At 66.2% G+C, this 17,522-nt stretch carries 19 protein-coding genes; 15 read left to right on the forward strand and 4 right to left on the reverse strand.

The features are described from left to right. Positions 1-102: 102 nt before the first annotated feature. Positions 103-318, reverse strand: coding sequence for a DUF1127 domain-containing protein (locus U1E69_RS07285; RefSeq protein ID WP_322243691.1), 216 nt, complete (start codon positions 316-318; stop codon positions 103-105). Positions 319-567: 249 nt separating this feature from the next. On the opposite strand from U1E69_RS07285, the gene U1E69_RS07290 reads away from it, so the two are divergent. From U1E69_RS07290 to mraY, 13 genes are all read left to right on the forward strand, one after another. Next, the gene (locus tag U1E69_RS07290) at positions 568-1,641 is read left to right on the forward strand and encodes an Mrp/NBP35 family ATP-binding protein (RefSeq protein ID WP_322243692.1); all 1,074 of its coding nucleotides are present in this window, start codon (positions 568-570) and stop codon (positions 1,639-1,641) included. A 155-nt stretch (positions 1,642-1,796) separates the two neighbouring features. Further along, the gene (locus U1E69_RS07295) at positions 1,797-2,279 is read left to right on the forward strand and encodes a VOC family protein (RefSeq protein ID WP_322243693.1); all 483 of its coding nucleotides are present in this window, start codon (positions 1,797-1,799) and stop codon (positions 2,277-2,279) included. Further along, complete coding sequence (locus U1E69_RS07300; RefSeq protein WP_322243694.1) at positions 2,276-2,662, forward strand: nuclear transport factor 2 family protein; 387 nt, start codon at positions 2,276-2,278, stop codon at positions 2,660-2,662. Before U1E69_RS07295 ends, U1E69_RS07300 begins: the two co-directional genes overlap by 4 nt. Before the next feature lie 32 nt (positions 2,663-2,694). Beyond that, a complete protein-coding gene (locus U1E69_RS07305; protein WP_322243695.1) occupies positions 2,695-3,309 on the forward strand; it encodes a dihydrofolate reductase family protein in 615 nt (204 codons plus the stop codon). Continuing rightward, entirely contained in the window at positions 3,306-3,761 is a 456-nt protein-coding gene (locus tag U1E69_RS07310) for a glyoxalase/bleomycin resistance/extradiol dioxygenase family protein (protein ID WP_322243696.1), read from the forward strand. Before U1E69_RS07305 ends, U1E69_RS07310 begins: the two co-directional genes overlap by 4 nt. A gap of 16 nt (positions 3,762-3,777) precedes the next feature. After that, the gene (locus tag U1E69_RS07315) at positions 3,778-4,398 is read left to right on the forward strand and encodes a TetR/AcrR family transcriptional regulator (protein WP_322243697.1); all 621 of its coding nucleotides are present in this window, start codon (positions 3,778-3,780) and stop codon (positions 4,396-4,398) included. Between the two features lie 646 nt (positions 4,399-5,044). Then, on the forward strand, positions 5,045-5,551 hold the full coding sequence (locus U1E69_RS07320; protein WP_322243698.1) for a division/cell wall cluster transcriptional repressor MraZ: 507 nt from the start codon (positions 5,045-5,047) through the stop codon (positions 5,549-5,551). Positions 5,552-5,555: 4 nt separating this feature from the next. Continuing rightward, positions 5,556-6,560, forward strand: a complete 1,005-nt coding sequence (rsmH, locus tag U1E69_RS07325; RefSeq protein ID WP_322243699.1) for a 16S rRNA (cytosine(1402)-N(4))-methyltransferase RsmH — start codon at positions 5,556-5,558, stop codon at positions 6,558-6,560. Beyond that, positions 6,561-6,923 carry a cell division protein FtsL gene (gene ftsL / locus U1E69_RS07330; RefSeq protein WP_322243700.1) on the forward strand — a complete coding sequence of 121 codons (363 nt, stop codon included), beginning with the start codon at positions 6,561-6,563 and terminating at the stop codon, positions 6,921-6,923. Further along, a complete protein-coding gene (locus tag U1E69_RS07335; protein ID WP_322243701.1) occupies positions 6,924-8,714 on the forward strand; it encodes a penicillin-binding protein 2 in 1,791 nt (596 codons plus the stop codon). 12 nt (positions 8,715-8,726) lie between these two features. Then, entirely contained in the window at positions 8,727-10,208 is a 1,482-nt protein-coding gene (locus U1E69_RS07340) for a UDP-N-acetylmuramoyl-L-alanyl-D-glutamate--2,6-diaminopimelate ligase (protein ID WP_322243702.1), read from the forward strand. Next, positions 10,208-11,644 (forward strand): UDP-N-acetylmuramoyl-tripeptide--D-alanyl-D-alanine ligase, encoded by a 1,437-nt coding sequence (locus U1E69_RS07345; protein ID WP_322243703.1) that lies wholly within the window; start codon positions 10,208-10,210, stop codon positions 11,642-11,644. Before U1E69_RS07340 ends, U1E69_RS07345 begins: the two co-directional genes overlap by 1 nt. Then, the gene (mraY, locus tag U1E69_RS07350) at positions 11,645-12,727 is read left to right on the forward strand and encodes a phospho-N-acetylmuramoyl-pentapeptide-transferase (RefSeq protein ID WP_322243704.1); all 1,083 of its coding nucleotides are present in this window, start codon (positions 11,645-11,647) and stop codon (positions 12,725-12,727) included. It abuts the gene before it with no gap. Positions 12,728-12,768: 41 nt separating this feature from the next. Here mraY and U1E69_RS07355 read toward each other — a convergent pair whose 3' ends face one another. After that, positions 12,769-13,554 (reverse strand): FkbM family methyltransferase, encoded by a 786-nt coding sequence (locus U1E69_RS07355; protein WP_322243748.1) that lies wholly within the window; start codon positions 13,552-13,554, stop codon positions 12,769-12,771. Positions 13,555-13,679: 125 nt separating this feature from the next. Here U1E69_RS07355 and murD point away from each other — a divergent pair, with 125 nt between their 5' ends. Continuing rightward, positions 13,680-15,083 (forward strand): UDP-N-acetylmuramoyl-L-alanine--D-glutamate ligase, encoded by a 1,404-nt coding sequence (gene murD / locus U1E69_RS07360; RefSeq protein ID WP_322243705.1) that lies wholly within the window; start codon positions 13,680-13,682, stop codon positions 15,081-15,083. 74 nt (positions 15,084-15,157) lie between these two features. Continuing rightward, entirely contained in the window at positions 15,158-15,562 is a 405-nt protein-coding gene (locus U1E69_RS07365) for a hypothetical protein (RefSeq protein ID WP_322243706.1), read from the forward strand. Positions 15,563-15,646: 84 nt separating this feature from the next. On the opposite strand, the gene U1E69_RS07370 is transcribed toward U1E69_RS07365, so the two are convergent. Beyond that, complete coding sequence (locus U1E69_RS07370) at positions 15,647-16,702, reverse strand: Gfo/Idh/MocA family oxidoreductase (RefSeq protein WP_322243707.1); 1,056 nt, start codon at positions 16,700-16,702, stop codon at positions 15,647-15,649. Further along, positions 16,702-17,487: a ThuA domain-containing protein gene (locus U1E69_RS07375; RefSeq protein WP_322243708.1), complete on the reverse strand. Its 786-nt coding sequence runs from the start codon at positions 17,485-17,487 to the stop codon at positions 16,702-16,704. The genes U1E69_RS07370 and U1E69_RS07375 overlap by 1 nt, the downstream gene beginning before the upstream one ends. Positions 17,488-17,522: the final 35 nt, after the last annotated feature.

A 17,522-nucleotide genomic window follows, 5' to 3' on the forward strand; every position in this document is an offset into this window, starting at 1 on the left:
TTGGACCCGAAGGTCCGAAGAAGGCGCGGCTTTGCCCGGGAGGAGGTGGGCATCGCCGCTATCGCCGCAGGTCCAGGGAGGAGGACGGACCCGGACGAAATCTTACTTGCCGTAGGCCGCCTCGCGGGCGATCTCGGTGATGCTGAGGCGCGAAATGCCCAGATCGGTCAGCTCGCGGTCGGTCAGAGCGTTCAGCTCGGCCACGGTGCGGGTGTAGACGCGGCGCTGGTTGATCGCGGTCAGGACGATGTCCTTCACAGACGCCAGGCGGTCAGCGAAACCCTTGCGGGCGATGGAGTTGGTGTTCACATAAGCCATGTCACTCAAGCCTCTTCGATATGGTCAGCAACGTTCTGTCGCGCTGTTAGGGGTAACATGGACCTCATGCTGCAGATGCACAATAGCGGCTCTCAGCAATGCTGCCATGCAGCAAACGCATGGCTGGGGACACGAAAATGTCATGATTTATTAAGGTCTTCGCCGAAATTTTGAGCGTTTGGTCAACGGACCTTGCCCTTCCGCCGAAACGCTACGACCTTAGTGCAAATCTTATGCGGAGTTGAAACGATGGCGGTGGATCGGGACCATGTGATGCGCGTCTTGGCGGGGGTCGCGCACCCCGGCGGAGGCGACCTTGTCAGTCGGGATCTGATTCGCGCCCTGACGGTCGAGGCGGGCGTGGTGCGCTTTGTGATTGAAGCGCCGACGCCTGACGAGGCCCGCGCGCTGGGGCCGGCCCAGGCCGAGGCTGAGGCGCGGCTGAAGGCTTTGCCGGGTGTGACCTCGGTGCAGGTGGTGATGACGGCGCACGGGCCGGCGGCGAAGGCGGCGCCTCCGACCCTGAAGATCGGGCAGCATCCGACGCCGCAGGCGGGGGGGCCGCAAAGGATCTCGGGAATCGACCGGATCATCGCGGTCGCTTCGGGCAAGGGTGGGGTCGGCAAATCGACGGTGGCGTCGAACCTGGCCGTGGCCCTAGCGCGGCGGGGGCGGCGGGTCGGTTTGCTGGACGCCGATATCTATGGGCCGAGCCAGCCGAAGATGATGGGGGTGTCGAAGCGCCCCGCCTCGCCGGACGGCAAGATCATCGAGCCCCTCATCGCGTATGGGGTCACGATGATGTCGATCGGCCTGATGCTGAAAGAGGACGAGGCGGTGGTCTGGCGCGGACCGATGCTGATGGGGGCGCTGCAGCAGCTGCTGGGGCAGGTGGCCTGGGGCAAGCTGGATGTCCTGATCATCGACCTGCCGCCAGGGACCGGGGATGTGCAGCTGACGCTGTGCCAGCGGACGCAGCTGACCGGGGCCATCGTGGTCTCGACGCCGCAGGATGTGGCGCTCTTGGATGCGCGCAAGGCGCTGGACATGTTTTCCAAGCTGAAGACCCCCGTCCTTGGGCTGGTCGAGAACATGTCGACCTATATCTGCCCGAACTGCGGGCATGAGGCGCATATCTTCGGTCATGGTGGCGTGGCAGCCGAGGCGCGCAAGCTGGACCTGCCATTCCTCGGGGAACTCCCGCTGGCGCTGGATGTGCGGGTGGCGGGCGACAGCGGCACGCCGATTGCGGCGACCGATGGGCCCTTGGCCGCACCGTATCTTGCGCTGGCTGACCGGCTGATCGCGGGCGGGATGAGTTGAGCGCCACTATAGTCCTGTTCTGAAGAAACCCGCCCCTTGTGGCGGGTTTTTGCTTTTCCGGGGAATGGGCGTTGATCTGCATACCAACTGGTTGGTATCTTGTCCCTGTAGCCAGCGAGTCGCGGAGGGCGGCTTGGCTCAAAAGGAGGAACAAGATGGCCCACATCATTCGCACCTGCCTGTGGTTTCGTGACGGTCGCGGCCCCGAGGCGGCCGAGTTCTACTGCAATCTGATCCCCGGCAGCCGGGTCGAGCGCCGGTTTGGGGCCGACGCGGGCATGGGGCCGTTCACGGTGACGGATTTCAGCCTGGGCGGCGTGCCATATCAGATCCTGGACGCAGGTCCGCACTTCACCTTGACCGAGGCGGTTTCGATCTCGGTCGAGACCGAGGATCAGGCGGAAACCGACTGGCTTTGGGCGGCGCTGACGGCGGATGGTGGGGCGGAAAGCGTCTGCGGCTGGCTGAAGGACCGTTATGGCGTGTCCTGGCAGGTCTTCCCGCGTCGTCTGACCGAACTGACCCTAAGTGACGACAAGGCCGTGTCGGCGGCGGCGACTGCGGCAATGATGAAGCAGACCAAGATCGACATCGCCGAGATCGAGGCGGCGGTGGCCGCAGCGCGTGCGGCGGCATGATGTTGGATGCACAGACCGAGATCTCGCAGATGCTGGACACCTGGGCGGCCTCGGTCCGCGCGCATGATCTGGAGGGTGCGGTCCGCGGTCGCAATGCGGATGTCGTGATGTTCGACGTACCTGAACCGCTGCAGGCCAAAGGCATTGACGCCTATCGCGACACGTGGCGACTTTACTTCCGGGACGAGGGCTCGCGCCGGTTCGAGCTGCTGGAGACCCGGATCGTGGCCGGAGAAGACGTGGCCTGGGTCCATGCTCTTTTGCGTTGCACCACAGATGACGCCCCCGCAGGCCGCCTGACGATGGGGCTGCGGCGCGTCGACGGACGCTGGATCGTGGAACACGAGCACCATTCATTTCCGGTCCCGCTGACCTTGCCATAGGCGGAGGGGGACTGCCTGGAAAGGAGACCGACATGCGGACGATCAGGATCATCGAACACATCTCGCTGGACGGGGTCATCCAGGGGCCGGGCGGGCCGGAGGAGGACCGCTCGAACGGCTTCAATCACGGCGGCTGGGGCTTTCCCGAACATGACGACGCGGTGGGTGCCGCCATCGTCGGGGCGCAGGGGCAGGGGTTCGACCTTCTCTTGGGCCGCAAGACCTATGACATCTTCGCGGGCTACTGGCTGAAGCAGGCTGGCCCGATGGCCGACAGCCTGAACGGCGCGGGAAAGTTCGTGGCGACCCACCGGCCGGAAAGCCTGGACTGGGGGCCGGTCGAAAGCCTGGGCGCGGACATCGCGGCCGGGGTCCGTAAGGTGAAAGAGGCTGGCGGGCCCGACCTGATTGTCTGGGGCAGTTCAACCCTGACGCCGCTTCTGATCGCCGAGGGGCTGGCGGACGAGGTTGTGCTGCTGGTCTTCCCGGTGCTGATCGGGCGCGGCAAGCGGATTTATTCGGATCTGGCCCCGCCCAGCGGGCTGAAGCTTGTCTCTACCAGGCCGGCGCCGTCGGGTGTCATCATCTCGACCTATACGCCCGCCGGGGCGATGCGGACCGGCAGTTTCCAAGGGAGGATACAATGAACGACATACCCACCGACCAGCGCTACCGCCCCGAGGACCGGGTCATGCAGGGCGTGATCCCCTATTTCGCGCTGCCGGGACAGGCGGGCGCGGCTGCAGAGTTCTACATAAAGGCCTTCGCGGCCAAGGATATCGGCCGGATGCCCTACCCCGACAAGCCCGGCTTCATGCATGTCCAGATCGAGATCAACGGCGGCGCGCTGATGCTTACGGATGAACGCGGCATGTCCGGCGTGGATGCCACGGGCAACCCGATGCCGCAGGGCCACCTGCAGCTGGTGGTGCCGGACGGGCAGGCCTGGTGGGACCGGGCCATCGCGGCGGGCTGCACGGTGGTGGCCCCGTTCGAAAAGCAGTTCTGGGGCGATACCTGGGGGCTGCTTTCCGATCCCTTCGGCCTGAAATGGGCGGTGTTGACACCTGATCCCGCTCTTTGGGACAAGGAGGCATGACAAGGTTGGGTGCAGAGTGTCCATAATAACCCGCGTCCCAAGGGGCGAAGCGCGCGCGCGGCTGATCGAGGCTGCGCGCAGCATGGTCCGTCACCGGGGCTTCGCGGCGACGTCCGTCGACGATCTTTGCGCAGCGGCGGGGGTGACGAAGGGGGCCTTCTTCCACCATTTCCCGTCGAAGGAAGCCCTGGGCGTCGCGTTGGTCGACGACTGGACGCAGATGACCGGGGCGATGTTCGCGGCACATCCCTATAACGCGCTGCCCGATCCTCTGGACCGGGTTTTCGGCTATATCGACCTGCGGCGCGAACTTCTGGGCCAGCCACTGCCCGAGTTTTCCTGCGTGGCAGGGACAACGGTGCAGGAGGCCTATGAAACCTCGCCCCCGATCCGCGCGGCGGCCGAGCGCAGCATCCGGTCGGGGTTCCAGCACGTGCTGCCGCATCTGCAGGCTGCCCTTGCCGCGCATCCGGTGCCGGGGGTGACGGCCGAAAGCCTGGCGCAGCAGTTCCAGGTGGCGACGCAGGGCGGCATCATCCTGGCCAAGGCGCTGAACGATCCCGCCCCCGCCCGCGCCGCCTTTGACCATCTGGAGCGCTACTTGCGGCTTCTGTTCGGCAGGCCCGCCAAGGGCTGACCCGTCCCGGCACCGCCCCGGGACCTCGCCGGACGCTCAGGCTGGGGTCAGGTGAGGATTTCGAATCACATTTCACGGGAAATCGTGGGAAACAGCGGCAATCGCTGGTCCCGCGGCAGTGATTCAGGCAGATTCACCCGGTCGCCAGCGGGAATTTCACCGATCACGGACGGGTCGCGAATTTTCTCGGGAGATCACGGGACTGTCATGGACTGTGACGTCTCCACAAGATGTAGCGGTGTTCTCTGCAGGCCGCGCCTAGAAGTTGAAGAAAGCGCGGTTCAGGCACCACAAGATGCTGGGTTTCGGCCCCCCTAAACACAAGATAATGGCCATCTGGTCCCAATTTTTCCCTTGCTTTCCCATGCAATCCCATGCACCTTCATCTCACGACGATGAGAAGGGCAAGTGACTAAGCAGGGGGCGGCTTCAAGACCCCGAATAGGCGTAAGGCAGCTTCATACAGGCAGCCCCTTTCATCGGACGTACAGATCCGGCGCGCGAGCGAGCAGACATCTCCCCCAGGTGGCGCGCGTAGCTGGACGCCCAGCGATGGGACAGCGGCGGATCGGGTAGTGGCAGCAACCCGGTCCGCCTTTTTCATTTCATCGCATCGGGATTGACGTGGATTTGAAAAGGCCAGGCGATGGCAGAGGCGTTCAGAGGCGAGTACTACCAGAAGGTAGACGGAAAGGCGCGGGTCTCGATCCCGGCGGCCTTTCGCTCTGTTCTGCTGGCGGACGATCCCTTTGCCTCGAACTCGCAGCGCCCCCGGCTTTACATGGTCTATGGCGGCAAATACCGGACCTTCGTGGAATGTTATTCCAAGCTTGGCGCGGACAAGCTGGCCGAAGAAATCGAGACGATGGAGCTTGGCTCGAAAGAGCGGACCCGCGCAGAGCGCGACCTGATCAGCCGGTCGGTGATGGTCGAGGTCGACGGCGAGGGGCGGATCGTCCTGCCGCCGCAGGTGCGCGAGAAGATGGGATTTCATGGGGATGACCTGGCAGCCGGCGGCGAGGCCGCCTTTGCCGGTTTCACCAACCGCTTCCGGCTTTACCGCCGCGAGGTCTATGAGGCGGAACTTGCCGAGGACGACGAAGACGACACCGATCCGCTGACGCTGGTCGGGCGGCACAAGCGGACGGGGTAGGGCCATGAAGGGTCCGCTGCCAGGCCGCCCCCCTGAAGATCCTCATGTTCCGGTATTGATCGAGGCGATTGTGCGGGGGTGTGCTCCCGTTTCCGGCGTCTGGCTGGACGGGACGCTGGGGGCGGGCGGCTATGCGCGCGCCTTGCTGGCGGCCGGTGCGGATCGGGTGATCGGGGTGGACCGCGATCCATTGGCCCTTCAGATGGCCGCCGATTGGGCCGCGCCTTATGGCGACCGGGTGCGGCTGGTGGCTGGGACGTTTTCCGATCTGGATAGCCTGGCAGGCGAGGCTTTGGATGGCGTGGTGCTGGACCTTGGGGTCAGCTCGATGCAGCTGGACCAGGCGGAACGCGGGTTTTCCTTCATGCGCGACGGCCCACTGGACATGCGGATGAGCCAGTCCGGGCCTTCGGCGGCGGATCTGGTGAACACCTCGGACGAAGGTGTGCTGGCCGATATCCTGTATCACTACGGCGAAGAACGCGCCTCGCGCCGGATTGCCCATGCCATCGTGGCGGCCCGGGCGATGGAGCCGATCAAGAGCACGGCGAAGCTGGCCGAGATCGTGTCGAAGTGCCTGCCACGCCCGAAACCGGGGCAAAGCCACCCCGCCACGCGCAGCTTCCAGGCGATCCGCATCGCGGTGAACACCGAATTCCAGGAACTGGCCGACGGTTTGAACGCCGCCGAACGCGCGCTGAAGCCGGGGGGCCTTTTGGCCGTTGTGACGTTCCACAGCCTTGAGGACCGGATCGTGAAGCGGTTCTTCCAGCTGGCCAGCGGGCAGGAATCCAACGCCAACCGCTACGCCCCCGCCAAAGCCGACACCACGGCGCGCTTCGAGATGGTCACCCGCAAGGCCGTGGCCCCGGACGACGCCGAAGTGGCGCGCAACCCCCGCGCGCGGTCGGCCAAGCTGCGGGTCGGGCGGCGGACCGAGGCTCCGGCACTAACGCTTGCACCGGCAGAGCTAGGCCTGCCGGAAATCCAGAAGAAAGGACGCCGCTAGATGCGCCCCGTGTTGTATGTGCTTTCCTTCCTGGCCCTGATCGCGCTGGGCTTCTGGGCCTACCGCGAGAATTATGCCACCCAGGCCGCTCTGAAAGAGGTCGAGGCGCTGCAACGCCAGATCGTCGGCCTGCACGAGGCCTTGACGGTGCAGAAGGCGGAATGGGCCTATCTGAACCGTCCCGACCGGCTGCGCGACCTGGCCACGGTCAATTTCGACCGGCTGGGTCTTTTGCCGATGGAGCCGTCGCAGTTCGGCACGGCGGCGCAGGTCGCCTATCCGGCTCCGAAACTGCCCGACATCAGCTTCAGCCAGGATGTGCAGGGCGAGATCACCGAACCAACCGGCGCGGAGGGATTGTAGATGCGCACTCCACTTCGTCCCCTCGCCCGTATCCTGCAAGCCCGGCAGGACGGGCTGAACCCCGACACCATCGAACGGGAAAACCTGAAGCTTCGCCATGAAGCTTTGCGCGAAAAGTCGCGGGGCCGGGCGCAGTTCCGGATGCTGATCCTGTGCGCAAGCTTTGTCATGGCCTTCGGGGCCATCGGCGCGCGGATGGGGCTGATGGCGGCGACCGAACCGATGGAGCCTCGGGCCAGCGCGCCTGGGGCCGAGATCATCGCGCAGCGCGCCGACATCACCGACCGCAACGGCCGGGTGCTGGCGACGAACATGACGACCCACGCGCTTTACGCGCATCCCAAGGTCATGGTGGACCCCAAGGGCACGGCGCTGAAGCTGGCCGAGCTGTTCCCCGAGCTGGACGCCAAGGCGCTGGAGCGGCGTTTTACCGACGGGCGCAGCTTTGTCTGGATCAGGAAGGTCCTCAGCCCCGAACAGATGCAGAAGGTCCACGAGATCGGTGATCCGGGCCTCTTGTTCGGCCCGCGCGAGATGCGGCTTTACCCGAATGGCATGCTGGCCGCGCATATCCTTGGCGGCAGCTCTTTCGGGGCGGAAGGCGTCCATTCCGCCGAGGTGATCGGCGTGGCGGGGATCGAAAAGGCGATGGATGCGCGGCTGCGCGATCCCGCACAGGGCGGCAAGCCCCTGACGCTGTCGATCGACCTGACGCTGCAATCCACGATCGAGGAAGTGCTGGCGTCGGGCATGAAGATGCTGAACGCCAAGGGCGCGGCGGCCATCCTGATGGATGCGCGCACGGGCGAGATTCTGGCGATGGCGTCCTTGCCGACCTTTGATCCGAACGACCGGCCCAATCCCCTGGTCGACAAGAATGCCGAACCCGGCGACAGCCCCTTGTTCAACCGCGCGGTCCAGGGGGTCTACGAGCTTGGCTCGACCTTCAAGATCTTTGCCACGGCGCAGGCGATGGAGCTGGGGCTGGTCACGCCCGAGACGATGGTGGATGCGAATGCCCCGATGCAATGGGGCCGCCACAAGATCAAGGAGTTCGAGGGCAAGAACTATGGCCCGCTTCTGTCGGTCACGGACGTCATCGCCAAATCCTCGAACGTCGGCACCGCGCATATCGCGCTGATGATCGGACCCTTGCGGCAGCAGGCCTTCCTGAAATCGCTGGGCTTCTTCGAGCCGACTCCGGTCGAACTGATCGAAGCCCCTGGCGCGCGTCCGCTGATCCCCAAGAAATGGCCCGAGATCGTGACGATCACCACGTCCTACGGCCACGGCATGTCGGCCTCGCCCCTGCACCTGGCTGCGGCCTATGCGGCGATTGCCAATGGCGGGGTGGCGATCAAGCCGACGCTTCTGAAGCGCGAGGGGCCGACGACCGGCGTCCGCGTGATGAGCGAGAAGACCGCGTTCGATTCGGTCGCGATGCTGCGCCGCGTGGTGACCGAGGGTACGGCCTCGCTTGGTGAGGTGCCGGGCTATGAGGTCGCGGGCAAGACCGGCACGGCGGACAAGCCGAAGAAGACCGGGGGTTACTACGATGACAAGGTGGTGAACACTTTTGCGTCGATGTTCCCGGCCTCCAATCCCCAGTATGTGCTGATCGTAACGCTGGACGAGCCGCAGGACGACACCCTGTCCGAAACTCGGCGCACCGCAGGCTGGACGGCGGTTCCCGTCGCGGCCGAGATCATCCGCCGCGTCGCCCCTTTGATGGGACTGCGCCCCAAGCTTGAACCTGTCGCCTTGGATGCGGTAACTGCCGCCAGCAACTGACGGGGACATCTGATGACAGCGCGCGCGATACGGCTTTCCGACCTTGGGCTGACGGCCCGGGCTGGGCGCGATCCGGCGCTGTCGGGGGTGACGGCCGACAGTCGGGCGGTGCGGGCGGGGATGCTGTTCGCGGCCCTACCGGGCACGGCGGTTCATGGCGCCAAGTTCATCGGCATGGCGCTGGAGCAGGGCGCGGCGGCGGTGCTGACCGATGCCGAGGGCGCCCGGCTGGCCGCTGACGCCCTGGCCGACACGGACGTGGCGCTGGTGGTGGCCGAGGACCCTCGGGCCGCTTTGGCCTGTGCCGCGGCACTGTGGTTTGGCGCGCAGCCCGAGGTGATCGTCGCGGTCACAGGCACCAACGGCAAGACCTCGGTCGCGACCTTTACCCGGCAGATCTGGGCTGCGCTGGGGCACGAGGCGATCAACATCGGCACGACGGGGATCGAGGGCGCCTGGACGGCTCCCTCTGGGCATACGACGCCCGACCCGGTGACCTTGCAGAAGCTGCTGGCGGCGGCGGCGCAAGGCGGCGTGACCCATGCGGCGATGGAGGCCTCATCCCACGGGATCGACCAGCGGCGGCTGGACGCTGTGCGGCTTTGCGCGGGCGGTTTCACCAACCTGACGCAGGATCACCTGGACTATCACAAGACGATGGAGGCATATTTCGAGGCCAAGGCGCAGTTGTTTACCCGTTTGCTTCCCGAGGACGGGGTGGCGGTGGTGAACCTGGATGGTGCCAAGGGGTCCGAGATGGCCGAACTTGCGCTGGGACGGGGCTTGCGGGTGCTGACGGTGGGCAAGGGGCAGGGGGCGGACCTGCAGATCGCCGCGACCCGGCCCGATCCGACGGGACAAGAGGTGCGCTATCTGTGGCAGGGCCGCGCGTTCCAGACCCGGCTTGCGCTGATCGGGGCGTTTCAGGCCGAGAATGTGGCGGTGGCGGCGGGGCTTTGCATTGCGGCCGGGGATGCTCCCGAGGCGGTGCTGGCGGTGCTGCCGCGCTTGACGGGTGTGCGGGGCCGGATGCAGCTGGCGGCGACGCGGAAGAACGGGGCGGCGGTCTATGTGGACTACGCCCATACGCCGGATGCGCTGGAGACCGCTTTGCGGGCGCTGCGGCCGCATGTGATGGGGCGGATCGTGGTGGTCTTCGGCGCGGGTGGCGACCGGGACCGCACCAAGCGTCCCCTGATGGGGGCGGCGGCGCAGGCCCATGCCGATGTCCTTTACGTGACCGACGACAACCCGCGGACCGAGGACCCCGCCACGATCCGCGCGGCGATCCTGGCGGCCTGCCCCGAGGCGAACGAGGTCGGCGACCGGGCCGAGGCGATCCTGCGCGCGGTGGATGCACTGCTTCCGGGGGACGCTTTGCTGATCGCCGGCAAGGGGCATGAGAGCGGGCAGGTGATCGGGACCGACGTCTACCCGTTCGACGACGTGGAACAGGCCAGCGTCGCGGTGGCCGCGCTGGATGGGGTGATCTGATGCTGTGGACCTCGGAGGACGCGGTCAAGGCGACGGGCGGGCAGGTGACCAAGGCCTGGGCGGCCTCGGGCGTGTCCATCGACACGCGGACCCTGCAGCCGGGCGAGCTGTTCGTGGCGCTGAAGGACGTGCGGGACGGGCATGACTTCGTGGCCCAGGCGCTGGAGAAGGGTGCTGCGGCGGCCCTGGTCAGCCGGGTGCCGGACGGCGTGGCCAAGGATGCTCCGCTTCTGATCGTGCCGGATGTCCTGAAGGCGCTGGAGGCGCTGGGGGCCTTTGCGCGTGCCCGGACGCAGGCGAAGGTGGTGGGCGTCACCGGCTCGGTCGGCAAGACCTCGACCAAGGAGATGCTGCGGGCGATTCTGGCGGGGCAGGGCAAGACCCATGCGGCCGAGGCCAGCTACAACAACCATTGGGGCGTGCCCCTGACGCTGGCGCGGATGCCGCAGGACGCGGATTTCGCGGTGATCGAGATCGGGATGAACCACCCCGGCGAGATCGCCCCTCTGGCGCGGCTGGCGCGGCTGGATGTGGCGATGGTCACGACGGTCGCCCCGGCGCATCTGGAGGCCTTCGACAGCGTCGAGGGGATCGCGCATGAGAAGGCCTCGATCTTCGACGGGCTGAGGCCGGGCGGGGTGGCGGTCTTGAACGCCGACATCGAATGGACCCCGGTACTGCGGGCAAAGGCCAGGGCCGTGGGTGCGACGCCCGTTGCCTTTGGCACGGCCGAGGGCGCGGACTACCGCCTGCTTTCGGCGCAGATCTGCGACGAGGCGACAGTCTGCCAGGCCAGCCGCCGGGGTGTGCCGATGCTGTTCAAGGTCTCGTCCCCCGGCCGCCATTTTGCACTGAACGCGCTGGGGGCGCTTGCGGTGGCCGAGGCATTGGGGGCGGACCCGATGATCGCCGCGCATGACCTGGGCCGCTGGATGCCGCCTGCGGGCCGTGGCCAGCGCGAGCGGATCATGCTGGATCTGGTCGAGGAGACCTTCTTCGACCTGATCGACGACGCCTTCAACGCGAACCCCGCCTCGATGGCGGCAAGCCTGGACATGCTGATTGCGGCCAAGCCGACCGACGGGATTGGCCGCGTCGGAGGTGGCCGCCGCATTGCCATCCTGGGCGATATGCTGGAGCTGGGACCGACCGAAGGCGCGTTGCACGCGGCCATCGCTGGGCATCCGGGCCTGGCGGCGGTTCATGTGATCCACTGTGTTGGACCCCGGATGAAGGCGCTGCATGCGGCCCTCCCGCGCCAGCAGCGCGGCGAATGGGTCGAGACGGCGGCCGAACTGGCCCCGCGCGTGCGCAGCCTGATCGACGCGGGAGACATCCTTCTGGTCAAGGGCTCGAAAGGGATAAAGGTCAGCCTCGTCGTTGACGTTCTGCGGAAAATGGGGCAGGCCGCGAGCCCGAAAGAAGGGACCGTCTAGATGTTTTACTGGCTTGCCGAGTTTTCCGATGGCGGCGGGGTGCTGAACCTTTTCCGCTATATCACCGTCCGCGCAGGGGGCGCTTTTGTCACGGCGCTTCTCTTCGGGTTCCTGTTCGGGCGTCCGCTGATCGACCTTCTGCGCCGCAAGCAGGGCAAGGGCCAGCCGATCCGCGACGACGGCCCGCAGTCGCATCTGTCAAAGGCCGGGACCCCGACGATGGGGGGCCTGCTGATCCTGTCGGCGCTGATGGTCTCCACGCTCCTGTGGGCGCGGCTGGACAATCCCTTTGTCTGGATCGTGATCCTGGTGACGCTGGCCTTCGGGCTGATCGGCTTTGCCGACGACTATGCGAAGGTGACGAAGCAGAACACCAAGGGCGTCTCTGGCAAGGTGCGGATGGGCTTGGGCCTGTTGATCGCGGCGCTGGCGGCCTATTCGGCGTCAATGTTTCACCCGCCGGAACTGACGAACGAGCTGGCCTTCCCCTTCTTCAAGGATGCGCTGCTGAACCTGGGCATCTTCTTCGTGCCCTTCGGGATGATCGTGATCGTGGGCGCGGCCAATGCGGTGAACCTGACCGACGGGCTGGACGGGCTGGCGATCATGCCGGTGATGATCGCGGGCGGCACGCTGGGGATCATCGCCTATGCCGTGGGCCGGGTCGACTTTACCCAGTATCTCGACGTCCACTATGTGCCGGGCACCTCGGAACTTCTGATCTTCTCGGCGGCCCTGTTCGGCGGGGGCCTGGGGTTCCTGTGGTACAACGCGCCCCCGGCGGCGGTGTTCATGGGCGATACCGGGTCGCTGGCCCTGGGCGGCGCGTTGGGGGCCATCGCAGTCTGCACCAAGCACGAGATCGTGCTGGCCATCGTCGGCGGGTTGTTCGTCGTCGAGGCTTTGTCCGTCATCATCCAGGTGCTGTACTACAAGCGCACCAAGAAGCGGATCTTCCTCATGGCGCCGATCCACCACCACTTTGAAAAGAAGGGCTGGGCCGAGCCGCAGATCGTGATCCGGTTCTGGATCATCAGCCTGATCCTGGCGATGATCGGTCTTGCCACGCTGAAAGTGCGGTAAGGGGGTAGGGTGGGCGATATCGCCCACCCTACGCTCGCGCTTCAGCTGATGGAGTGCAGCTCTCCCGGCAGGCCTTCAGGCAGGGTCCGGCCCGGCGGCAGGGCGATCAGGGCACTTCCGCCAGCGCCGGCCGAGAAGATCTGCACGCTTTCGCCCTGCGGGTTCGTCGCACGGAAAAACCGGGTGTGGTGCAGTGTCAGGCCGTAGCCGAGAGGTTTCAACCGTCCCACCAGACGCTGCAGCTTCGCACGGTCATGGACCTCGATGTAAAGCACCGGCCGGAACCAGGCCAGGGTGCCAAGGCCGCCCTCGACCACGCGGTCCTCGAACCCCTCGGTGTCGACCTTGATCAGGTCGCAGCGCGGCAGGTCCAGGCTGTCCACGGTGATCAGAGGCACTGCGTCCGTCTGGCCGGGGCCGGGGGTCAGCGAGACCTCGGTCGCGCCGGCGTTGTGAAGCGTGGCGGGGTCGTTCACCGGCACGGCGCAGGTGCCCGTCTGGTCACCCACCGCGGCGCGCAGGCAATGGACCTGCGCCATCTGGTTCAGCGTGACATTGGCGCACAGAAGCTGAAAGCAGTAGCGCTGCGGCTCGACCGCCGTCACGTGGCCTTGCGGGCCGACGGTCCGGGCCAGGGCCAGGGTGTGAAAGCCGATGTTCGCGCCAAGATCCAGCACGTGATCCCCGGGCCGTGTCAGGGCAAGGATGCTGTCGACCTCATTCCCCGCAAACTCGCCATAGACCCGCAGGGACCGGCCAATGACGGTATTGCCCTGCAGGGTGAACATCCGGCCGAAGCGGGTCTCGACCTGGGGAAAGACCGGCATGTTCTGCACGGGGCGGCTCCTTCTTCTGGGTGCAGACTAGCAGGTGTCGGGCCAAGTTGAAGCGGGTCCTCTTTCCCTTTGCGCGTTCCTCCCCTATCCCTGTCCGGGAAGTGGAGGGCAGGCACATGATCCCGGTCAAGGGTTACAATGGGCAGAAGGTGGCGGTGCTGGGGCTGGGTCGGTCGGGGCTGGCGACAGCAGTGGCCCTGGTCGCCGGGGGGGCGGAGCCGCTCTTGTGGGACGACAGCCCGGAGGCGCGGGCCAAGGCCGAGGCCGAGGGGTTCGCCTTGAGCGACCTTACCCGTCACATGGCGCTGGAGGGCGTGACCTGCCTGGTGACCAGCCCCGGCATCCCGCATCTGTTCACCACGCCCAATCCGATCATCGCCCGCGCGCTGGAGCTGGGCATTCCGGTCGACAACGACATCGGCCTCTTCTTCCAAAGCGCTGCCGGAGACGAGTGGGCCGAGATGGAGACCCCGCCAAAGATCGTGGCGGTGACCGGGTCGAACGGCAAGTCCACGACGACGGCGCTGATCCACCATATCCTGGAAGTGGCAGGCAAGCCGACGCAGATGGCGGGAAATATCGGCAAGGGGGTCCTGTCCATCGACCCGCCCGTCGATGGCGAGGTGGTGGTGCTGGAGCTGTCGTCCTACCAGACCGAACTTGCCCGCGCCCTGACGCCGGATGTGGCGGTTTTCACCAACCTCTCGCCCGACCACCTGGACCGGCATGGCGGGATGGGCGGCTATTTCGCGGCCAAGGCGCGGCTCTTCACGCTGGGTGGGCCGGACCGGGCCGTCGTGGGCGTGGATGAGGTCGAAGGGCAGTTTCTGGCCAATGTGCTGGCGCAAGGGCCGCAGGATGACCGGGTGATCCGGGTGTCCTCGGGGCAGAAGCTGGACGCCTTCGGCTGGTCGGTCTTTGCCCGCAAGGGGTTTCTGGCGGAATGGCGCAAGGGGCGGCAGGTTGCCTCGATCGACCTGCGCGAGGTGAAGGGGTTGCCGGGCGCCCACAACCACCAGAACGCCTGCGCGGCCTATGCGGCCTGCCGGTCGCTGGGTCTGGCGCCGAAGCTGATCGAGGGGGCGCTGCAGTCGTTTGCCGGGCTGCCGCACCGCAGTCAGTTGGTGGGCGAGCGGGGCGGAGTGCGGTTCGTGAACGACAGCAAGGCGACCAACGTGGATTCGGCGGCCAAGGCGCTGCAGGCCTTCCCGAAGATCCGCTGGATCGCCGGGGGGATGGGCAAGGACGGCGGGATCGTGGCGCTGAAACCGGTGCTGGGGTCGGTGGTGAAGGCCTACCTGATCGGCCATTCCGCCCGCGACTTCGCGCTGCAGATTGGCGACACCCCGCACGAGATCTGCGAGACGATGGAGCGCGCGGTGGCGCGGGCGGCCGAGGAAGCTCAGGCGGGAGACGTCGTGCTCCTTGCCCCCGCGGCGGCAAGTTTCGACCAGTATCCGAACTTCGAGAAGCGCGGCGAGGATTTCACGGCTCGGGTCAAGGCGCTGATCGCGGGGTAGGCGCGGCGGCAGCCACAATTCGGCCAAACCGATCGGGCAACCGGTCGCTTCAACGCGATCACCGGAGGCCACCGATGAATTCCACGACCCTTGCCGCAACCGCAGCGTTTCTTTTCCTTGCCGGGCAGGCCGCAGCGCAGGACAAGAAGTTCGCGGGCTATGTCATCGAGGCGAAGACCGAGACCGTCGAGGGCGTGATGCTTGTTGACGGCTATACGCCGGATGAACTGGTGTCGTTCCTGCGGGAAGATTGCGCCTCGGGCCAGGTCGGAGCGCTGAGCTATGTCGGCAAGCCCTACAAGCGCCGTGGCAACACGTTTCAGAAGTTCCGGACGACCTGTGCCGGAGGTCCCAGCCCACGGATCGGTGTGACGAAGGCAGTCTCGGTCGAGGTGGAGCGGATGCCCGACGGACGCAACATGACCGAATACACCTTCAGCGCGAATGGCGACCTGCAGTACCGCCGTTACATCCGCTAGGGAACACCTCGTCGATGTCCTTCGGACACTCCTCGGAGGGGGACCTCAGCGATGAGTGCCCGAAGGGCATCGAAGAGCGGGCGGTCAGACCGCCAGCAGTTTGCCGTCCTGATCGGCCGAGTCCACCGCGCGGTCCAGCAGCCGTTGCAGCGCGGCCCCGCGGGCAAAATCGGGGTCGGCGGGGCTTTCGCCGCGGATGGCTGCAATGAAACGCTGGTAGATCGTCGGAACCGCGGGGCACTCCACATCGCGCCAGGTGCCGGTGTGGATGTCCTCGCCGAGGCAGGCGCGCAGGTGGCTGACGGCTTTCTCGAACGTCACCTCAAGCCCCCCGGTCTGGCCGTAAAGCCGCAGCCGCAGGTCGTTCAGGTGGCCGGTGGCAAAGCGCGTCGCGGCCACTGTGCCAAGCGCGCCGTTGGCCAGCCGCACCTGCATCGTGGCGCTGTCGTTGGCGTCCAGTACATACTCGCCGATCTGGCCGCCAGGTGCCTTGTCGAAAGTCTGGAGGAGGCACGACACCTGTGTCGCGTCCATCCCGGCGATGAAGGTCGCGAAGTCCAGGATGTGGATGCCGACATCGCCCAGGACGCCCTTGGACCCATGCTTCGTGGACAAGCGCCACAGCCATTGCGGCTCCTTGTCCCAATGGCCCCAGGCGGGCTGGGTCAGCCAGCTTTGCAGGTACGAGGCCTCGAAATGCCGGATCGTGCCGATGGCGCCGTCACGGACCATTTGCGCTGCGTGCTGCAGGGCGGGCACGTTGCGGTAACTGAGGTTGACCATGTTCACCACGCCCGCCTGTGCGGCGGCGGCAGTCATCTCCTGGGCGTCCTTGGCGTTGGTGGCCAGGGGCTTTTCGCAAAGGACATGCTTGCCTGCCGCGAGGAAGGGCAGGGTGGTCGCGTAGTGGGCCGCGTCGGGGGTGACGTTGGTCACGGCATCGAATTCGCCCCAGGCGATGGCCTCTTGGACCGAGGCAAAGCCGTGCGGGATGTTGTGTGCCTTCTGGAAGGCGGCGAGCTGTTCGGCACGGGTGTCGATCCCGGCGACAAGGGTGACGCCGGGGATGGCAGCAAAGGCCTCGGCATGGTTCCGCGCCATGCCGCCGGTGCCAAGGATCAGGATGCGGACGGGTTGCATCAGCGGTAGCCCTCTTCGCCGTCGTGGTGGAGGCGGGGGCCGCGTTCCTCCAGCGGTTCCAGCGTCTTGCCGACAGGGGTGTTCGGGGCATCGGTGGGCTTCGCGATCCGTGCTTCGGGGTTGAAGGCCCAACGGACGCCGTTGCAGATCACCTTCTGCACCATCGGCTGGTGGTAGGTCGGGTAGGTTTCATGCCCCGGGCGGAAGTAGAAGATGTTCCCCGCGCCGCGCCGGTAAGTGAGGCCCGAGCGGAACACCTCGCCGCCCTGGAACCAGCTGACGAAGACGGTTTCCAGAGGTTCCGGCACGCCGAAGGGCTCGCCATACATCTCTTCGTATTCGATCTCGAAATGGTCCGGGATGCCGCGTGCGATGGGGTGCTGGCGGGAGGTGACCCAGAGGCGCTCACGCTCACCGGCCTCACGCCACGAGAGGTTGCAGGGCGCGCCCATCAGGCGTTTGAAGGGTTTCGAGAAATGGGCGGAGTGCAGGAAGATCACGCCCATGCCGGACCAGACGGCCTCGGCCACGCGTTCGACGATCTTGTCATCCACGTCGCCGTGGGCGGCATGGCCCCACCAGATCAGGACGTCGGTTTCCTTGAGCCTGGCTTCGGTCATGCCATGCTCTTTGTCCTGCAGCGTGACGGTCGAGGCGGTGATCCCGTCTTCCTTGTTCAGGAACTCGGCAATCGTGCCGTGCATGGTCTTGGGGTAGACCTCGGCCACGACCTTGTTTTTCTGTTCATGGACGTTCTCGCCCCACACGGTGACGCGGATGGTCATGGGTAGTCTCCTTGCATTGATGCGCGCCCGAGGCG

Source organism: Tabrizicola sp. (assembly GCF_034366665.1).
In the GTDB taxonomy this organism is placed as follows: Bacteria; Pseudomonadota; Alphaproteobacteria; order Rhodobacterales; family Rhodobacteraceae; genus Tabrizicola.

Coding starts and splice junctions, on each gene's coding strand:
- U1E69_RS07345 (WP_322243703.1), top strand. CDS start 10,208: ATGCTGTGGACCTCGGAGGACGCGGTCAAGGCGACGGGCGGGCAGGTG.
- U1E69_RS07365 (WP_322243706.1), top strand. CDS start 15,158: ATGAATTCCACGACCCTTGCCGCAACCGCAGCGTTTCTTTTCCTTGCC.
- U1E69_RS07320 (WP_322243698.1), top strand. CDS start 5,045: ATGGCAGAGGCGTTCAGAGGCGAGTACTACCAGAAGGTAGACGGAAAG.
- murD (WP_322243705.1), top strand. CDS start 13,680: ATGATCCCGGTCAAGGGTTACAATGGGCAGAAGGTGGCGGTGCTGGGG.
- U1E69_RS07310 (WP_322243696.1), top strand. CDS start 3,306: ATGAACGACATACCCACCGACCAGCGCTACCGCCCCGAGGACCGGGTC.
- ftsL (WP_322243700.1), top strand. CDS start 6,561: ATGCGCCCCGTGTTGTATGTGCTTTCCTTCCTGGCCCTGATCGCGCTG.
- U1E69_RS07290 (WP_322243692.1), top strand. CDS start 568: ATGGCGGTGGATCGGGACCATGTGATGCGCGTCTTGGCGGGGGTCGCG.
- U1E69_RS07355 (WP_322243748.1), bottom strand. CDS start 13,554: ATGCCGGTCTTTCCCCAGGTCGAGACCCGCTTCGGCCGGATGTTCACC.
- U1E69_RS07375 (WP_322243708.1), bottom strand. CDS start 17,487: ATGACCATCCGCGTCACCGTGTGGGGCGAGAACGTCCATGAACAGAAA.
- U1E69_RS07305 (WP_322243695.1), top strand. CDS start 2,695: ATGCGGACGATCAGGATCATCGAACACATCTCGCTGGACGGGGTCATC.
- U1E69_RS07285 (WP_322243691.1), bottom strand. CDS start 318: ATGGCTTATGTGAACACCAACTCCATCGCCCGCAAGGGTTTCGCTGAC.
- U1E69_RS07370 (WP_322243707.1), bottom strand. CDS start 16,702: ATGCAACCCGTCCGCATCCTGATCCTTGGCACCGGCGGCATGGCGCGG.
- U1E69_RS07300 (WP_322243694.1), top strand. CDS start 2,276: ATGATGTTGGATGCACAGACCGAGATCTCGCAGATGCTGGACACCTGG.
- rsmH (WP_322243699.1), top strand. CDS start 5,556: ATGAAGGGTCCGCTGCCAGGCCGCCCCCCTGAAGATCCTCATGTTCCG.
- U1E69_RS07295 (WP_322243693.1), top strand. CDS start 1,797: ATGGCCCACATCATTCGCACCTGCCTGTGGTTTCGTGACGGTCGCGGC.
- U1E69_RS07335 (WP_322243701.1), top strand. CDS start 6,924: ATGCGCACTCCACTTCGTCCCCTCGCCCGTATCCTGCAAGCCCGGCAG.
- mraY (WP_322243704.1), top strand. CDS start 11,645: ATGTTTTACTGGCTTGCCGAGTTTTCCGATGGCGGCGGGGTGCTGAAC.
- U1E69_RS07340 (WP_322243702.1), top strand. CDS start 8,727: ATGACAGCGCGCGCGATACGGCTTTCCGACCTTGGGCTGACGGCCCGG.